Source organism: Bacillus pumilus, assembly GCF_009937765.1.
Lineage (GTDB): Bacteria > Bacillota > Bacilli > Bacillales > Bacillaceae > Bacillus > Bacillus pumilus_O.
In genome coordinates, this window is the sequence record NZ_CP047089.1 from 2937244 (window position 1) to 2954654 (window position 17411).

Annotated in this window: 20 protein-coding genes, 3 riboswitches and 1 other annotated feature; of the genes, 6 read left to right on the plus strand and 14 right to left on the minus strand. The window is 40.8% G+C overall.

The window, feature by feature from the left end:
- Positions 1 to 4: 4 nt before the first annotated feature.
- Positions 5 to 168, minus strand: a riboswitch (M-box (ykoK) riboswitch).
- Between the two features lie 133 nt (positions 169 to 301).
- The 5 genes from GPS65_RS19330 to GPS65_RS14460 form a co-directional block, all read right to left on the minus strand.
- Entirely contained in the window at positions 302 to 442 is a 141-nt protein-coding gene (locus tag GPS65_RS19330) for a hypothetical protein (RefSeq protein ID WP_003212346.1), read from the minus strand.
- A 285-nt stretch (positions 443 to 727) separates the two neighbouring features.
- Positions 728 to 1246, minus strand: coding sequence for a PepSY domain-containing protein (locus GPS65_RS14445; protein ID WP_012009709.1), 519 nt, complete (start codon positions 1244 to 1246; stop codon positions 728 to 730).
- 93 nt (positions 1247 to 1339) lie between these two features.
- Positions 1340 to 2029 (minus strand): PepSY domain-containing protein, encoded by a 690-nt coding sequence (locus GPS65_RS14450; protein ID WP_119124749.1) that lies wholly within the window; start codon positions 2027 to 2029, stop codon positions 1340 to 1342.
- A gap of 66 nt (positions 2030 to 2095) precedes the next feature.
- Positions 2096 to 3445, minus strand: coding sequence for a sensor histidine kinase (locus GPS65_RS14455; protein WP_119124748.1), 1350 nt, complete (start codon positions 3443 to 3445; stop codon positions 2096 to 2098).
- Positions 3446 to 3448: 3 nt separating this feature from the next.
- Positions 3449 to 4135 carry a response regulator transcription factor gene (locus GPS65_RS14460; protein WP_012009706.1) on the minus strand — a complete coding sequence of 229 codons (687 nt, stop codon included), beginning with the start codon at positions 4133 to 4135 and terminating at the stop codon, positions 3449 to 3451.
- Positions 4136 to 4581: 446 nt separating this feature from the next.
- Between GPS65_RS14460 and GPS65_RS14465 the strand changes: the two genes are divergently transcribed.
- The 3 genes from GPS65_RS14465 (at position 4582) to guaD (ending at position 8896) form a co-directional block, all read left to right on the plus strand.
- Positions 4582 to 5541 (plus strand): S8 family peptidase, encoded by a 960-nt coding sequence (locus GPS65_RS14465; protein ID WP_012009704.1) that lies wholly within the window; start codon positions 4582 to 4584, stop codon positions 5539 to 5541.
- Between the two features lie 112 nt (positions 5542 to 5653).
- A riboswitch (cobalamin riboswitch) is annotated at positions 5654 to 5845 on the plus strand.
- 153 nt (positions 5846 to 5998) lie between these two features.
- Complete coding sequence (gene metE, locus GPS65_RS14470) at positions 5999 to 8287, plus strand: 5-methyltetrahydropteroyltriglutamate--homocysteine S-methyltransferase (protein WP_012009702.1); 2289 nt, start codon at positions 5999 to 6001, stop codon at positions 8285 to 8287.
- Positions 8288 to 8425: 138 nt separating this feature from the next.
- On the plus strand, positions 8426 to 8896 hold the full coding sequence (gene guaD / locus GPS65_RS14475) for a guanine deaminase (protein ID WP_012009701.1): 471 nt from the start codon (positions 8426 to 8428) through the stop codon (positions 8894 to 8896).
- 56 nt (positions 8897 to 8952) lie between these two features.
- On the opposite strand, the gene ohrB is transcribed toward guaD, so the two are convergent.
- Positions 8953 to 9369: an organic hydroperoxide resistance protein OhrB gene (ohrB, locus tag GPS65_RS14480; RefSeq protein ID WP_012009700.1), complete on the minus strand. Its 417-nt coding sequence runs from the start codon at positions 9367 to 9369 to the stop codon at positions 8953 to 8955.
- 162 nt (positions 9370 to 9531) lie between these two features.
- Here ohrB and GPS65_RS14485 point away from each other — a divergent pair, with 162 nt between their 5' ends.
- Positions 9532 to 9978 carry a MarR family winged helix-turn-helix transcriptional regulator gene (locus GPS65_RS14485; protein WP_088004324.1) on the plus strand — a complete coding sequence of 149 codons (447 nt, stop codon included), beginning with the start codon at positions 9532 to 9534 and terminating at the stop codon, positions 9976 to 9978.
- A 32-nt stretch (positions 9979 to 10010) separates the two neighbouring features.
- Here the strand turns inward: GPS65_RS14485 and GPS65_RS14490 are convergent, their stop codons facing one another.
- The 6 genes from GPS65_RS14490 to purU all read right to left on the minus strand — a co-directional run bounded on the left by GPS65_RS14490 (position 10011) and on the right by purU (position 15754).
- A complete protein-coding gene (locus GPS65_RS14490; protein WP_012009698.1) occupies positions 10011 to 10439 on the minus strand; it encodes an organic hydroperoxide resistance protein in 429 nt (142 codons plus the stop codon).
- Between the two features lie 350 nt (positions 10440 to 10789).
- Positions 10790 to 10924 carry a hypothetical protein gene (locus GPS65_RS14495; protein ID WP_012009697.1) on the minus strand — a complete coding sequence of 45 codons (135 nt, stop codon included), beginning with the start codon at positions 10922 to 10924 and terminating at the stop codon, positions 10790 to 10792.
- On the minus strand, positions 10914 to 12050 hold the full coding sequence (locus GPS65_RS14500) for a response regulator aspartate phosphatase (protein WP_012009696.1): 1137 nt from the start codon (positions 12048 to 12050) through the stop codon (positions 10914 to 10916). The genes GPS65_RS14495 and GPS65_RS14500 overlap by 11 nt, the downstream gene beginning before the upstream one ends.
- 122 nt (positions 12051 to 12172) lie before the next feature.
- Positions 12173 to 13423: a glutamate-5-semialdehyde dehydrogenase gene (locus tag GPS65_RS14505; protein WP_012009695.1), complete on the minus strand. Its 1251-nt coding sequence runs from the start codon at positions 13421 to 13423 to the stop codon at positions 12173 to 12175.
- 12 nt (positions 13424 to 13435) lie between these two features.
- On the minus strand, positions 13436 to 14533 hold the full coding sequence (gene proB, locus GPS65_RS14510; RefSeq protein ID WP_012009694.1) for a glutamate 5-kinase: 1098 nt from the start codon (positions 14531 to 14533) through the stop codon (positions 13436 to 13438).
- Between the two features lie 55 nt (positions 14534 to 14588).
- Positions 14589 to 14808, minus strand: a binding site (T-box leader).
- A 43-nt stretch (positions 14809 to 14851) separates the two neighbouring features.
- Complete coding sequence (gene purU, locus GPS65_RS14515) at positions 14852 to 15754, minus strand: formyltetrahydrofolate deformylase (protein WP_012009692.1); 903 nt, start codon at positions 15752 to 15754, stop codon at positions 14852 to 14854.
- A 162-nt stretch (positions 15755 to 15916) separates the two neighbouring features.
- On the opposite strand from purU, the gene GPS65_RS14520 reads away from it, so the two are divergent.
- On the plus strand, positions 15917 to 16102 hold the full coding sequence (locus GPS65_RS14520) for a hypothetical protein (protein ID WP_034663011.1): 186 nt from the start codon (positions 15917 to 15919) through the stop codon (positions 16100 to 16102).
- A 32-nt stretch (positions 16103 to 16134) separates the two neighbouring features.
- Here GPS65_RS14520 and GPS65_RS14525 read toward each other — a convergent pair whose 3' ends face one another.
- Together GPS65_RS14525 and GPS65_RS14530 are read right to left on the minus strand one after the other, a co-directional pair.
- The gene (locus GPS65_RS14525) at positions 16135 to 16449 is read right to left on the minus strand and encodes a DMT family transporter (protein ID WP_012009690.1); all 315 of its coding nucleotides are present in this window, start codon (positions 16447 to 16449) and stop codon (positions 16135 to 16137) included.
- Positions 16446 to 16775: a DMT family transporter gene (locus GPS65_RS14530; RefSeq protein ID WP_119124747.1), complete on the minus strand. Its 330-nt coding sequence runs from the start codon at positions 16773 to 16775 to the stop codon at positions 16446 to 16448. The genes GPS65_RS14525 and GPS65_RS14530 overlap by 4 nt, the downstream gene beginning before the upstream one ends.
- Positions 16776 to 16841: 66 nt before the next feature.
- A riboswitch (guanidine-I (ykkC/yxkD leader) is annotated at positions 16842 to 16950 on the minus strand.
- 219 nt (positions 16951 to 17169) lie between these two features.
- Here GPS65_RS14530 and GPS65_RS14535 point away from each other — a divergent pair.
- Complete coding sequence (locus GPS65_RS14535) at positions 17170 to 17304, plus strand: YrzI family small protein (RefSeq protein ID WP_119124746.1); 135 nt, start codon at positions 17170 to 17172, stop codon at positions 17302 to 17304.
- The last annotated feature ends 107 nt before the right edge of the window (positions 17305 to 17411 follow it).

Sequence of the window (17411 nt, forward strand, 5' to 3'; positions counted from 1 at the left end):
ACACTTGCTCCTTCAATCGTAGAGCTTTAGCACTGTATGGCATAGGAAAAATCCAGCTGCATTAAAAATCACCTTATGTCGATGATTTCTGTTGACCCATTGGCGTCTTTGGACATTTTTGGGCAGCAGCGTATCTCCATACAGGAGCCTCACCTAACGAAGTCTCATATTGTTGACACACTGAGATTACAGAAAAAGTGCAGTGATGTCAATAAGCAAGTTGCCCAGTTTCCTTATGTATTCGCTTACTTTTCAAAAAAAGAGCGATAGACAAAGTAGACCATCGCCCTTTCACTGTTTTTTATTCCTCTTCTGGCTGATTCATATCCTCTTGGGAGAGGAGATGAAAGGAATCATGCAAAAACAAAGCATATCCTTCTCCGTCAGGGTGCGGAACATATTCCGCATGGTCCATTGTTTGCTCTTCTTCTTTTTTCTTCATATTCTCTCGCCTCCTTTCCCGTAGTTTGTCCCAATGAAAAAACCTTACACATAAAAGTGTAAGGTTTCAGATTGTCGACAAAGGGCTAAAATGAACTTTATTTTAGCCCTTTGTCTTCTTTTCAGCTCAGCGTGATAGAAAACCTTTGAAGTCTAGGAAGGAAGAGCACTGGCGCGGAGCGAATTTGACATTCGTGAGCACCAGCGCGCAGGACTGACAAAGAATGCGAGGGTTTGTCTACACGCTGAAAACCTTACACATGAAAGTGTAAGGTTTCGTTGTGGCTTAATCATCCCATTCTTGCTTTAGGATTTTGCCTGTTTTAGCGGAAATCTCAAAATCAACTTCCTCGCCGTTTGGTGTGGTGATTTCGACTTCATATAAGTACACGCCATTTTCTTTATCTAAATCAGAATCTGTGACTGTCCCTTTTACTTTTGCAAGAGCAATTTGTTCAGCTTGCTTTTTAGTGATTTTCACATTTTGTTTCTTTTCTTTGACCGGATCATTCAGCGCTTTTCCTGATTTAGCATCGACATATACTTTATATTCAAAGCCGCCTTTTTTAATCTCGACCTCATACACCCATTTTCCTTTTTTACGCTCAAGATCCACATCATCTACATACCCTTTCACCACTTTTAGGGCTGCTTTTTCTGCTTGTTTCTTTGAGACAAACGAAGATTTCTTTTGCACCACTTGCTCCGCGTGTGCTGTTTGATTTGTATTTTGCGCTTGAAGTGTGAAACCACCTGCGACAAGAGTTCCTGTTAATGCTGTAGCTACTAGTACTTTTTTCATCATGTTCATATCCTCCTCTATTTGATTTCTCCTTTATCTTAAAGAAACAAGATGATAAAGGAAGGAAAGAAACATGAGAAAATCATGAGAAAAGGATTAGTTTTCGTACGTAATTCCTTCAATATCCCCTGTATAAGCGTTTACAAGTACCTCTGCCTCTCGCCCGTCAGGCAAATCGAGCTCCACCTCAAATACGAGCATACCGCTAAATGTTTCTAGATCGGCATCATCCACTGTCCCTCCGACTTCTTTTACTGCAATTCGGATGGCTTCTTCGACCGTGATTTTTGTCATTTTCTGTTCTTTGGAGGTCGGGCTTTTCTTTTCTGCTTCAAGCACTTTAAACGTTTGCTTGTCGACATCGACTTGATATAATTCTTTTTTTGATTGGATCGTAAAGATAAAACGATCCGATTTTTCTTTCTTTTGAATGACTGTACCGCTCACTTTTTTAACAGCCGCTTCTTCTGCCTGAAGCTCAGCATTTTTTTCATTTGGTTTTTGATAGCTTTTTATTTGTCTAATTTCTTTCATTTGACCGCTTGCGGAAGATGCAATGATTTGATAAATGCCATTTGCATTTTCCAGCGTCAATGTATAGTCCTGTTTATGATTGATTAAATCAATTTGTGTAATGTTTCCATTGTAGTCTTTTGCAATTATTTTTTTCATTTCTGCTTCACTCAATATCTTTTGATCAATGGTTTGAATCATGAGCGTTGCAAAGGCCGCAAGAACGACGAGACATCCTGCGAGCGCAAGCATCATTTTCGTTTTTCTAGACATGCAGCGCCTCCTTCCTATTTCCTATTTTATAAGGAGGAAATGAGAAATTGATGAGAAAAGACCTATTTATTTCAGGAAAAGAATGGTCATGGTTGTCCCTTCGCCGATTCGGCTATCTACCTTCAGCTCAGCTCCATGCTCTTCTGCAATTTGCTTCGCAATTGAAAGACCAAGACCCGTTCCGCCGGTCTCACTGTTTCTTGCTTCATCCACACGGAAAAAGCGGTCAAAGATTTTCGGAAGATCCTCTTCTTTTATGCCAATCCCATGGTCACCGACTGAAATAAACGGCCTCTCCTCTTTCCATCCGCAGGTCACATCAACTGGTGCTGTACTATATTTGACCGCATTATCAATCAAGATGGTCAAAAGCTGTTTGATTTTCTCTTCGTCTCCTTCCGCAATAAGCGGCTGATCTGTTTGCACACGAGATTGAATGGTTCGATTGGTGGCCACTTCAAGTGTATGACAAAGCTGATTGCACATATGACCAAGATCAACTGGCTTCATATCCACATAGAGCGGCTGACCATTTTTTGCAAGTGTCAGCAATTGATCTGTCAGTCTTTTCATTTTTTCCGCTTCATCATGAATCGCTTGGGAGGATTCTTCTACAACCTCTGGACGTGTTTGCCCCCAGCGCTTGAGTAAATGACTGTAGCTCATAATGACCGTAATCGGCGTCTTTAATTCGTGTGAGGCATCATGAAGAAATTGCTGCTCTTTTTCATAATGCTTCTCGAGAATTTCTGACATTTCATTAAAGGTTTGGCCCATTTGATACAATTCATCCTTTGAATCGCCTGTTAATTCGATTCGTTTAAACGCCTTCTCCTTCATACTCGCCTTCATCGTACTCGTCATTCGACTAATCGGCCGGACGATTTGTTTTGTTAAAATGTGGCCTGCAAAATAAGAAAGCACAATAAATAAAACGCCCGCAGCCATTAAAATCATTTTTAATAGTGCTAAGTTCTCTTCCGTATTTTCGATTTCTTCATATACTTGAAGCGACACAATCTCGCCATTTGTCCATATCACAGGAATCGCAGCGAACGCAACCATATGCTTGTTATATTCTTTGATTTCTGCTGTCTGCCCAGATTCATATGAAAAAGGCAATGAACTAAACGTTGACTCCTTTGTGACAGTCAGCTTTGATTCATCCGTTTCTGTCACGACACGGATCATACCATTTTGGGGCAGGTATGCTTTCAGCAGCTCTGATGATGGAAGACCTTCTTCTTCTGATTTTTTTAAAGCGATGGCGATATTTTCAGCCACTTCAGACAGCCTGGACATATCTTTTTGCGTCAAGGTGATTGAAAAAATAAAATAAATGGCTGTATGAAATAAGAGCACCATTAAAAACAAAGACAACGACGTATAAAGCTGGATCTTATTTTTTAATCTCATGCTTTATCCTTTCATCACATAACCCACACCTCTCACTGTGTGAATCAGTTGTTTTTCGAATGGGTAATCGACTTTTTTCCTTAAATAACGGATATAGACATCCACCACGTTCGTATCGCCAAAATAATCAAAACCCCAAACAGCTGTTAAAAGCTGATCTCTTGTGAGCACTTGCTGCTGATGTTTCAGCAAGTGGACAAGCAGGTCATATTCTCTCGGCGTGAGTTCAAGCATTTGACCTGCCCTTTGTATGTCTCTTGTTTTCTCGTTGACAGTTAAATCTGCTATGCTCAGCTCTGTCTCCTTCTCTTGTTGCTCGTTTATATTCAATCTGAGTTGCGCACGAATTCGCGCTAATAATTCTTCTATGTCAAAAGGCTTTGTAATATAATCATTCGCTCCAAGATCAAGCCCACTTACCTTATCAGGCACACTATCTCTTGCTGTAATCAACATAATAGGTGTCGCCGTATTTGTCTTACGAACTCTTCTCAGCACTTCAAGACCGCTTAATTCTGGAAGCATAACATCAAGCAGCACCAAATCGAAGCTTTCTTCTTCTAAAGCCTGAAGTCCATCTATTCCTGTCTCTTTGACCGTCACCTCATACCCTTCATACTGAAGCTCTAGTGACAGCACCCTTGCAATTTTCTTTTCATCTTCGACTACGAGTATCTTCCCTTTGTTCATCTCTATCTCTCCTATCTAAAAGGCAAGCTTGTCTTTTCATTATTATATGTTGCCTATCGCATTTGGAACAGACATAATCTTCATGTCTATTTTTTTATGAAAGACACATTTATTTTTGAACAAAAACATTACACATCCCTTTCACATCGCTTTTATTGCTTGATTTCATTATTTTTTAGTTTGCCTCTTTTAGTTCTTTTCACCCATTTTCATCTGAACAGGTGCAAGCTCACTATGCAGCATTTCCTTCTTTTTCATATGATATCAAGAGTTTTCCTCAAAAGCTGAGTTCTTTCGTCAAGATGTGAGGAGAACTGCATTTTCGATAATAGATTGATTATTTGAAAAATTATTACAATTGACCCTTTCCGATCAAAAGTTTCTTTTATACAATAACATTACGCAGCCTGAATCTACTTTGAAAACAAAATAAGGAGGGCTTTCTTATGAAAGGTGAAATTCGCTTAATTCCGTATGAAGTAAAAGCCAATGTGATGGAAGCGAAAGAGACGCCGGAAAGTATTCAGGAGATTAAAGCACCCGAACTTTGGTCAAGTGGCTTCAAAGGAAAAGGCATAACCATTGCTGTCCTTGATACAGGTTGCGACACAGAGCATCCCGACTTAAAAGATCAGATTATCGGAGGTAAAAACTTTACCGATGATGACAACGGAGATGCTGAAAATGTGAAAGACTACAACGGGCATGGTACCCATGTTGCGGGAACGATTGCTGCAACGGATCAAAATGGTGGAATTTTAGGGGTTGCTCCTGAAGCAAAGCTGCTGATCGTGAAAGTTCTTGGCGGTGAAAACGGCAGCGGGAAATACGAATGGATCATTAATGGCATCAACTATGCCGCAGAGCAGAAGGTGGATATTATTTCTATGTCTCTCGGTGGTCCAAGCAATGAGCCTGCCTTACAGGAAGCCATTCAAAACGCGGTGAAAAGCGGTGTACTTGTTGTGTGCGCAGCAGGAAATGAAGGAGACGGAGACGAGCGTACGGAAGAGTTCTCCTACCCAGCAGCATACAATGAAGTCATTGCCGTCGGCTCTGTCTCACTTGCAAGAGAATCCTCTGAATTCTCCAACGCCAATAAAGAAATCGACCTCGTTGCTCCAGGAGAAGACATTTTATCCACTCTCCCTAACCATAAATACGGCAGACTAACAGGCACATCGATGGCCGCCCCTCACGTAAGCGGTGCACTAGCCATTATTAAAAATGCCGAAGAAGAAGCGTTCCAGCGCAAGCTGTCAGAGCCTGAGGTCTATGCTCAACTTGTCAGAAGAACCCTACCACTGAAGCAATCGAAAGCCCTCGTAGGGAATGGATTTTTATATTTAACTGCACCTGATGTGCTTTTAGAAAAGACATTGGAAGCAGATCTTTTATCTCTATAACTTGAATAGAGGTCCTGAGAATAGATTGAATTTTCTCAGGATTTTTTTAATTAAAATTATTCAAAATTTACTTTGACGAAATGAAGTGGACGTTATATAATCGAACACAATAAATTCATAGTTTGAGAGTCGGTAATTCGATCACACGTCGAATTTTAAATGGGAAGACCGGTGAAAATCCGGCGCGGTCCCGCCACTGTGAGTGAGGAGAGCTTTTCTAATGAATCCACTGTCATCAGGACGGGAAGGATGAAAAGCTTGCAGATTCACCAGCCAGGATACCAGCCGCTCTATCACATCAAACCCCCTACGGTTGATAGGAGATGTCGGAAAAAGCGTCAGTTCTGCTCACGCCTTATTTCGCACACACATTTTGTCTTTTTAAACCAGACATTTGCCCTCATCAATCTTCACCGTGAGTGTAAATGTCTTTTTATATTTAGAGGAGGAATTGGAATTGACAATTGTTAAAACAAGTAATCTAGGTTTTCCGCGAATTGGTTTAAACAGAGAATGGAAAAAAGCACTTGAGTCTTATTGGAAAGGTCAAACGGACCGTGAAACCCTCTTAAGCACACTTGATGAACAATTTTTAACTGCCATTAAAACACAAATTGATCAACAAATTGATGTTGTTCCTTCTGGAGACTTTACCTTCTACGATCACGTGCTCGATACTGCTGTTATGTTCAATTGGATTCCAGAGCGCTTCCGCAGCTTAAAGGACCCGCTAGATACATACTTTGCGATAGCAAGAGGAACAAAAGATGCTGTCTCAAGTGAAATGACAAAATGGTTTAATACAAACTATCACTACATCGTTCCAGAATACGAAAAAAGCACCGAATTCAAACTCACACATAACAAACCGCTTGAAGCTTACGAAAAGGTGAAAAAGGCGTTTGGTGTTGAAACAAAACCTGTTGTACTTGGTCTTTATACATTTGTATCACTTTCTAAAGGCTATGAACCAAATGAAGTAAAAGAGATTCAGCAGCGCCTCATCCCTCTTTATACACAGCTTTTAAAAGAACTTGAAGAAGCCGGCGTCAAATGGGTACAAATTGATGAGCCAGCACTTGTCACAGCTTCATATGAAGACGTGAAAGCCGTCAAAGAAATCTATCAAACGATCACAGAAGCCGTACCTGCCTTAAATATTCTTCTTCAAACATACTTTGATTCAGTAGATGCGTATGAAGAGCTTGTCACATACCCTGTTGAAGCTATCGGTCTTGATTTTGTCCATGATCAAGGACGCAATCTTGATCAAGTGAAAAAACACGGATTCCCGAAAGACAAAATTTTAGCAGCAGGCGTCATTGATGGAAGAAATATTTGGAGGTCAGATCTTGGCGAAAGATTGACGTTCGTTTCTGAGGTCATTGCCGGCGCTCAGCCGAAGGAAGTATGGTTACAGCCTTCAAGCAGCTTACTTCATGTACCCGTTGCAAAACACCCAAGCGAACAGCTTGAAGAAAAACTATTAAACGGACTGTCTTATGCCACTGAAAAGCTGGCTGAATTAACAACATTAAAAGAAGGGTTAACAAAAGGCGCCGCAGCGATTGAAGCCGCCATCAATGAAGCCGAGCAAGCACTTCTTACTTTAAAAGAATTTGCAAAAGGAACCAATGCGGATTTCACAGCGGAACGCAACAACCTTTCATCGAAAGACTTTAAGCGTCCTGTTGCCTTTGAAGAACGCCTTCGTATCCAAAACGAATCTCTTGAACTGCCGCTCTTACCAACAACAACCATTGGCAGCTTCCCGCAGTCTGCTGAAGTGCGCAGCGCTCGACAAAAATGGCGTAAAAATGAATGGACAAATGCAGAATATGATGAATTTATTAAGAAAGAAACAAAAAGATGGATTGATATTCAGGAGGAAATCGGTCTGGATGTTCTCGTACATGGAGAATTTGAACGTACAGACATGGTTGAATACTTTGGTGAAAAGCTAGCCGGATTTGCCTTTACGAAATTTGCTTGGGTACAATCCTACGGATCACGCTGCGTGAAGCCGCCAATTATTTATGGAGATGTCGAATTTACAGCACCAATGACCGTGAAAGAGACGGTATACGCACAAAGCTTAACGGAGAAAAAGGTCAAAGGAATGCTGACAGGTCCTGTCACCATCTTAAACTGGTCTTTCCCAAGAACAGATATCTCACGAAAAGACATTGCCTTCCAAATCGCTTTCGCATTACGTAAAGAGGTAGAAGCGTTAGAAGAAGCAGGGATTCAAGTCATTCAAGTGGATGAACCTGCACTTAGAGAAGGTCTTCCGCTCAAGGAAAGTGATTGGGCAGACTATTTAAACTGGGCAGCAGAGTCATTCCGACTATCAACATCATCTGTTCAAAATGAAACGCAAATTCATACACATATGTGCTACAGTAACTTCGAGGATATTGTAGACACGATCGAAGACCTTGATGCCGACGTGATCACAATTGAACATTCACGAAGTCATGGCGGATTCCTCGATTATTTAGAGAAACATCCGTATTTGAAGGGTCTGGGACTTGGTGTATATGACATCCATAGCCCGCGCGTTCCATCTGTCGAAGAAATGAGTCAAATCATAGATGATGCATTGAACGTATGCCCGACAGATCGCTTCTGGGTGAACCCTGACTGTGGACTAAAAACAAGACAAGAGCCTGAAACCATTGCTGCTTTGAAAAACATGGTAACGGCAGCTGAAGTCGCTCGTAAAAAGCTGGCGCAGCATGCATAATTGATTCCTTCTCCCCTGCTATCACGGCGGGGGATTTTTATGTGCAAATTATCCTTTGTGACCATTTACTAGGATGTTTCCTTTTCTAGCATGATTCGTTTATACTAGAGAAGTCAGTCGAACAAAGGGAGGAAGACAATGAATCACGAAGATTTTTTACAACGCGCAATTGATCTTGCAGTAGAAGGAGTCAATAGTGGTACTGGCGGCCCTTTTGGAGCAGTCATTGTCAAGGATGGACAGATTATTGCTGAGGGAAGCAACAATGTGACAACAACGAATGATCCAACCGCACATGCTGAAGTCACAGCCATTCGAAAGGCGTGCCAAACGCTGAATACATACCAATTAGAAGATTGTATTTTATATACAAGCTGTGAGCCTTGCCCAATGTGCCTTGGCGCTATTTACTGGGCTAGACCAAAAGCGGTCTATTTTGCTGCTGGACATCAGGATGCAGCAGTTTCTGGCTTTGATGACTCGTTTATTTACGAAGAAATCAATAAAGATTACGAATCAAGAAATATTCCATTTTATCAGCTGACACTTCAAAAAACCCTTGCACCATTTGAAGCATGGGCAACATACGAACAAAAGAAAGAATATTAAAAAAAGACACCTGCTCATGAGCAGGTGTCTTTTTTCATCATGATAGTGAACTTTTTTTATTCAGCCACTTCAAGCTCTACTTCGATATTTCCTCTTGTTGCTTTTGAATATGGACAGAATTCATGCGCAGCATGGGCTAGCTCTTTCGCTTTGTCATGGTCAAGTCCTTTTGCAGACACAATTAGCTTGACACCAAGCTTAAATCCGCCATCACTTTCGTCTTTTAAAAGACTGACATGTCCCTCAACTTCTGATTCAATGTCGATCCCTTGCTTTTTCGCTACTTGCTCAAGTGCCCCTCCGAAACAAGCTGCATAGCCCGCTGCAAATAATTGCTCTGGATTCGTACCAGTTTCTCCATCTTTCTTTGCATTAGGCATGACAATATTATGATCGAGCACACCATCTTCTGAACGTACATGTCCAGCTCTTCCATGTTGTGCCTTTACTTTTGCTGTGAATAATGGTTTCATCTTCATCTCCTCCTTTATCTATTTATTCCTTTCACGTTCTATCCATTTCTCAAACATTTATCGCACATTCAAGATTTTTTTCGTTTTTGGGCTGTATTTATTTTAAAAAAGAAGAAAATCTTATACAATAATAAGTATGACAAAAAATAGTTGGTGACTGACATGACAAATGAATTCGAACATATGAAGCTGGAAAATCAGCTTTGTTTCTTGTTATATGCAAGTTCAAGAGAGATGACGAAGCAGTATAAACCGTTATTAGAAGAGTTAGACATTACGTATCCGCAATATTTGGCACTGCTTTTATTGTGGGAGCATGGAACATTAAATGTGAAAACGATGGGAGAACTTTTATATTTAGACTCCGGTACACTCACACCTATGCTGAAACGGATGGAGCAAAACGGTCTCATCATCCGCGAGCGCTCGAAAGAGGATGAACGTTCTGTGCAAATTCGTTTAACGGAATATGGCGAGCAACTAAAAGAGAAGGCTACTGCCATTCCATTTCAGATGCTTTCTGGGACAGGCAGATCGGACGAAGAGTTAAAAACATTGCGCGCGTCTTTGCATGAGCTTTTGCAAAAATTAACACAATCAAAAGGCTGAGGGAATATTCCCTCAGCCTTTTATGATATCAATTATTGTGCGACAGCTACTAATTCTACTTCGATATTTCCTTGAGTTGCTTTTGAATATGGGCAGACGCCGTGTGCTTTATGAACAAGCTCATCTAATGCAGATTGCTCGATTCCAGTTCCTTTTACTTCTAACTTAACGCCTAATTTGAAGCCGCCATCTGAACTGTCTTTGACTAAGCTCACATGTGCTGTTACTTCACTTTCAAAACGGATACGCTCTTGTCTTGCGACCATTTGAAGGGCTGAATCAAAACATGCAGAGTAGCCTGCTGCAAATAATTGCTCTGGGTTTGTTGCTTTTTCTATTTTTTTCGCTCTTGGTGTTCCAGGCATTGCTACATCATGCTCAAGCACTCCATCATTTGAAACAACCTTTCCTTCTCTTCCTCCGACAGCTGAAACCGTTGCAGTAAATAAAACTTCTGACATGTATATAACCCTCTTTCTCTCCATTAATATTTTCTACAATTGAATTGTACACAATTTAAAATCAAGAGTCAACGAATACACACTCTTTTTTTAAGATTTCCTTCTCGCCTCTCTTTTATGTAGACAGTAAAAAAGCCCTTTAATAAGGGCTTTCAGCGTGTAGACAAACCCTCGCATTCGTTGTCAGTCCTGCGCTCCGGTGCTCACGAATGTCAAATTCGCTCCGCTCCGATGCTCGTCCTTCCTAGACTTCAAAGGTTTTCTATCACGCTGAAAAGAAGACAAAGGGCTAAAATAAAGATCATTTTAGCCCTTTGTCAACAACCTAAAAAGCCCTTTAATAAGGGCTTTTAGATGATGTCATGCTGCGCATTTGGTTGTTGTAGCGTATGGTTTCTATTATCTGGGTCGGCATTTGCTGCTGTCAGCCATAACGCTAGGATGGTGATGCTTGTACAGACGACTGCCCATTTTTTAAAATTCATATAAACAATCCCCTCTCTGAATATAGATTCGAGCATGTTCCGCTTCTCCATAGAACATGGAAGATTTCTCATAATCTTCCATATCATTATAATACTTTGCGGTGTCTAATGCTAGCTCCTCTATATCTGGATATGCATAGGCAGACTCTAAAAAATGAAAAATTCGTTTAATATGCTCCGCATCTTGCTTTAAATACAATGCTTCTAAAAATATCGTCTTTTGAATATGAATGTCATCCTGAAGTGCTTCTGCTCGCTTCATACATTCTTCTCTGTAGTGTAAGGCTTCTTCGTGTTTACCTTGTTTGTATAATATCTGAGCGGCTGTATAAAGAGGGTCTATGGATCGACGAAGGTGATCGGATTGATTTTGGTCAAATAACGAGATGGATTCTTTCATTAGTTCGAGTGCGCGGTCAAGATCTCCCATTCGGTAATAACTATTGCCCATATTAAACAAAGAGGAAGCAATAAAACGCACATTTTGAAAGTCTCTTGATCTCGCAAGCGCTCTCTCGAGATGTGGTAATGCCTTTTCATGTCTTCTCATATCATCATAATTACCAGCCACAATAAATTCGCATTGAATCGTGCGAAGCGCATATAGCTCATGCTGAATATAGACTTCCAGCGCCAGCTTGGCATGATGCATCGAGATATGTGTTTGTTTCATGTGATAATATATTTCTGACATTTTAAAATGAAATTCCGCACGTTCAATATCATCTGACACAAAAGAAAGCTTGTGCTCTGCCTTTTGATAAGACGAAATAGCAGCAATGTACTGCCTACGGCCAAATTCATACATGCCTCTGAAAAAATGATAGTAGTATTCAAGCATGCCTGTGACATGTGTTTGATGCTCATCTATTTCTTTCGAAAGCTCGGAAAAGTTGGCGCGAAGCTTTCCTTCCTTTAATGGCTTTAAATAATCGAGCATGACCTCATGTCTGAATTCCATTAAAGAAAAATAGAGAAGCAAATTCTGATCTTCTTCCATTGAATCAAGAGAGGTGCGAATTTCCTGCTTTAATTGTTCTGCTTGTTCTGAATCAAATCTGCGGATTAATTCATACCACTTATTGATTTTCACTCCAATATCCGAAGAGGGAATGATTTTCGCCATATGTTGCCTTCTCCAATCTTCTCAAAATATAAAACATTACCATATTTTATCATACTTGACCGGAGAAATACAAAAATGAAAGGAAAAAGAGAGCCTATTGTCACAAGACTCTCTTTTTGAATTCATGATTCTCTTATTTGTCCTTGACCGCGAATGACAAACTTTTCAGAGGTTAAGGCAGGTAGACCCATAGGTCCTCTTGCATGCAGTTTTTGTGTGCTAATTCCTATTTCTGCTCCGTAGCCAAATTCAAAGCCATCTGTGAACCGAGTAGAGGCATTATGATAGACAGCAGCAGCATCGACAGCTGTTAAGAAAAGTGACGCGTTTTGATCATTTTCCGTAATGATCGCTTCGGAGTGCTTGGAGCTATACGTTTGAATATGCTGTATCGCTTCTTCTATGTTATCTACGATTTTAATACTGACAATCGGTGCTAAAAACTCTGTTTCATAGTCTTCTGTAGTAGCTAATGAAGCACTAGGCGCAAGGGCACATACAGCTTCATCGCCCCGTATCTCTACCCCATTTGCATGAAGGGCTTCAAATAACGAAGCGCCATATGTTTTTGCCCATGTTTCATGAATGACAATGCTTTCGATTGCGTTGCAAACAGATGGCCTTTGGGTTTTAGCATTCAGCACAATCTGCTCAGCCATTTCGTATTTCGCTGTTTCATCAATGTAGATATGACAGTTCCCTGCACCTGTCTCAAGCACTGGCACGGTAGACTCTCTCACGACAAGATCAATTAAATTTTTCCCACCGCGCGGAATGAGGACATCCAGATATTCATTTAAAGTGAACAGCGTTTTCGCCGTTTCACGACCTGTATCTTCAATTAATTGCACACTGTCTACTGGAATATCTGTTGTGTGAAGCGCTTCATGGATCACTTTCACAATCGCTTTATTACTATGAATAGCAGAAGAGCTCCCGCGAAGAATAACAGCATTCCCAGTTTTCAAACAAAGGGTGGCAGCATCTACGGTCACGTTTGGTCTTGCTTCATAAATCATTCCAACCGTTCCAAGAGGCACACGTACTTTTTCGATGTACAGACCGTTTTCTTTTTGAATGGTTTCTAATGTTTCACCAATTGGGTCTTTTAGGTGAATGAGTTGAAGGGTCGCGTCTGCGATGGCTTCAATTCTCTCTTCTGTAAGTGTAATCCGGTCAATAACAGAAGGCGTGAGCTGCTTTTCCTCTGCAGCTTGCACATCCTTTTTGTTCTCATCGATTAAATAAGTGGAAGATGCTTTAAGTGCAGTTGCAATGGCATGTAAAGCTGCATTTTTTTGCTCCGTTGTTTTTAGGAGCAGCTGATCTTTGGCTATACTTGCTTTTTTTGCTTTTTCAAGAACTTCGTTCATCATATTCCCTCCTCAGTTTTGTACATGCTGTACCCAGTGATCTCTGTGTATAACTTCAGGCTTTTCATTAGAAAGCTCATCACTTCGCAGTCCTTTAATACCGTGAAGTTCATCGGATGCGTACAAGGTTTGTCCTTTACCTACTAGTCCGTTTGGACCGACGACTTCAACGACCTCTCCTTTAGAAAAGTCACCAGCGACATCAATGACACCAGCTGGAAGAAGACTTCTGCCATGATGCAAAATCGCTGCTTCTGCTCCTGCATCTATCATGATTTTCCCAGAAACGGGTGAATGGAATTGAATCCATTGACGGCGGTTGTTAACAGCTGATAAGTCCTGTTCTCCGATATACGTTCCGTCTCCTTGACCTGCTAGAATATGAAGCAGCTTATCCTCACCAGTACCTGTACCAATGAAGACTTTCACGCCTAGTGAAAGTGCCGTTTGTGCAGCAGACAGCTTTGATTTCATCCCGCCTGTCCCCACTTTTGAGCCTGTGCTCTTCGCATATGAAAACAATTCTTCTGAAATGTGTGTTAGGACATCAAAACGCTTTGCGTCAGGATGCTCATTTGGATTTGCATTATAAATTCCGTTAATGTCTGTTAAGATGATCAATTGATCTGCATGAATTAAACCGCTGACAAGAGCTGACAGCATATCATTATCACCAAAGGTAAGCTCCTCAATAGAAACAGAATCATTTTCATTAATAATCGGTAAAATTTTTCTTTCCAGTAGCTCCATCATCGTTGCGTAAGCATTGCGATATCTTGTACGATCTGAAAAGTCATTACGGGTTAAAAGCATTTGAGCAGGTGTCATGTGGAACTGTGAAAATAGTTCTGTATATTTCTGCATTAACAAGCCCTGACCAACGGCGGCGGCTGCCTGTTTTCCCTTTAAGGTCACAGGTCTTGATGGGTACCCTAAGCTGCCAAACCCTGCTGCGACGGCTCCTGATGAAATTAAAATGATTTCATGTCCAGCCTCTTTCAGCTTTGCTATCGCTCTCACATGATCTTGCATTTTTTGTTCATCAATGGCTCCTTTTTGCTCTGTCAATGAACTACTGCCAATTTTGATGACGATCCTTTGCTTTTTCATTATTGATTCCCTCCGCTATACCTTTAGGCACAAAAAAATCCCTTTTTCTCCTTATGTAAAGGACGAAAAAGGGATTTTCCGTGGTACCACCTTCATTGAATAAGCATACATCCAGCTTATTCCACTCAATTCCTGTAACGCCAGGCATGCGCTTAGATTTTTCCTCTAAGGCTCAAAGGGCAGGTTCAGCAGCTGTCTGCGGCAAATGTTTCAGCATGTCATTTGCTCTCTTTACGCATCAGTTCTTGCTTACTATTCCTTTTCAACGCTCGTTAATTTTTTTATATTATCACCAATTGCAAAGGAAAAGTCAAGCGGTCAATTAAATACAATCGTTTTATTCTCATGTACAATAATTCGATCTTCTAGATGCCATTTGACGGCACGAGCAAGCACACTCCGCTCAATTGTTCGACCGATATTTTTTAAAGCTTCCGCATCATCCCGGTGATCTACTCGCTCAATATCCTGTTCAATGATCGGTCCTTCATCTAAATCATTGGTCACATAATGAGAAGTCGCGCCTATCAATTTGACTCCTCGCTCATATGCTCGCTTATATGGATTTGCACCGATAAACGCTGGCAGGAAGGAATGATGAATATTAATGATTTTGTTCGGATGCTGTTCTATAAAGCCAGGCGTTAAAATTTGCATGTATCTAGCAAGCACAATGGCATCAATATCATACTCTTCTAATAATGCGAGCTGCTCTTTTTCTGCTTCTTTGCGAATGTCTTTGTTCGCCTTCACAAAATGGAACGGGATCCCAAGCGCTTCTACTGTGTCTTTTGCCGTTTCATGATTGCTAATCACGACCGCAATTTCAGCCATCAAATTGCCGCTTTGCCATTCCCATAGGAGCTCATGCAAACAATGAAGCTCTTTTGACACAAAGATCGCCAGCTTTTTAAGCTCACTTGCACGCGACATGCTCCACGTCATTTGAAATGAAGATGCAATTGGCTCAAACTGCTGCTTCAGCTGATCCATATTTGCTGAGATGTCTTTCCAATCAAATTCAATTCTTAAAAAGAACCTGCCGCTTTCATGATCTGTTGTGTATTGGCTGGATTCAATGATATTTGCTCCATGCTCAAATAAAAAAGAAGAAACAGCGGATACAATTCCAGGCTGATCCGGGCAGCTGACAAGCAATCTTCCTTTTTGCTCATGCTTTTGTCTGTGTAATTCAAGTTTCTCTGTTATCAAAGTTCTCATGTATCATGACCTCATTTACGTTTTCATTCTAATGAAATATTATACTGGACTGGAAAGAGAAAAAGCAATGTAGAGCCCTATTTTTTATTGAATATTCATTCAATTCTGCACCTAGCGTGATATAATGTGAATAGACCTTTTATCATAAAAGGAGTGATGAAGATGAAAAGTATGACTTTGTTTGGAAAAGTGAGCTTTTGGCTCGGCATCGTTTGTCTGATCACAGGTATTTCCCTTTTTATAGCCGGTGAAAGACTTATTCCTTTTCTCACATTTGGTGTGTGTTTTCTACTTGTGAGCCAGCTTTATCGCAAAAATGAAAACGATTCCAATCATCATTCGATGTAACAAAAGGCTGGCATCTATCTGCCAGCCTTTTCTTATTCAATGATTTTCAATCCTACTGCCGCAGATAAAATCAATGCGATAAAAAAAATACGTTTTGCATCTTTCGACTCTCCGTAAAAAAGCATACCGACCATGGCGCCTCCAGCAGCTCCGATTCCAGTCCAAATGGCATACGCCGTTCCCATCGGAATCGTGTTCATCGCAAGAGACAACATCAGAAAGGACATCGAAAAGCCAGCCGCAATGAATAAAATCCATTTGACATGCTTGTCTTTTTGGAATTGATTCATCATGGTCACACAAAGCATTTCTAAGATGCCTGCTCCAATTAGTAAAAGCCAGCTCATGATTCAGCCTCTCCCTTCTTTTCTCCTGTTGTCAGCTTCAGTCCTAATACACCGCACAAAAGCATGACAATCAAAAGCAGTTTGACAAGCTGAACCGGCTCACCAAGCATCATACCTATGACGACGGTACCTGCTGTCCCAAGACCAGTAAAAACAGCATAAAGTGTGCCAACTGGCAGTACACTTGTTGCTTTCATGAGTAAATAAAAGCTCACGATAATACAAACGATGGTTGCGCCCCATTCTATGAGCGAGTTGGCATATTTCAGCCCCATCACCCAGCCGACTTCAAAGATGGCCGCAATAAAGACATTTCCCCATTTCATCTGATCTTCTCCTTTCTGAACGATTCCAACCAACAAAAAAAGCCTGGAAATCGATCGTTTGATCAAATCTCCGGGGCTTTTATCCCTCCGTGTCCATATGGTCTCTTCTAAAGACCTTATGTGTTTTCTATCGGACCAGACTGCACCTGCGCACGGAACCCTAGAAAACCAATTCATCATAAACAGACCTGACTGAGAGCAGATTCTGTATTAAAAATCTTATCACACCCCAATTTGCCGGTCTACCAGTTTGCTCTCCCTGTTCAAATATACTTGTTCATTTTTCGAAAGAAATGATTTCGAACCAGCGTATACTAAATGTTAGAAACAGATCAACTGATCAAGAAGATCTGCGGGATATTTGCGTGCTGCTAACCGAAGGGAAATGGCGTATATGACAATCCATTTAATTTTTATTACATTGACGATCAAGCGTAAATACAAGGACATAGAGACCGTACTTTACGAACAAGAAGTTGAAACCTTATATGAAGAAATGAAACAGAAACAACTAAAGTATATGAACTAAAACAAAAAAAATGGAACTCAGACCAAGCTAGACACGCTCAGACGTCAAAGGAACGATCATATCGCTGGTATAATGAACTCAGATTGAAGTGATGAACGTTAACTTTA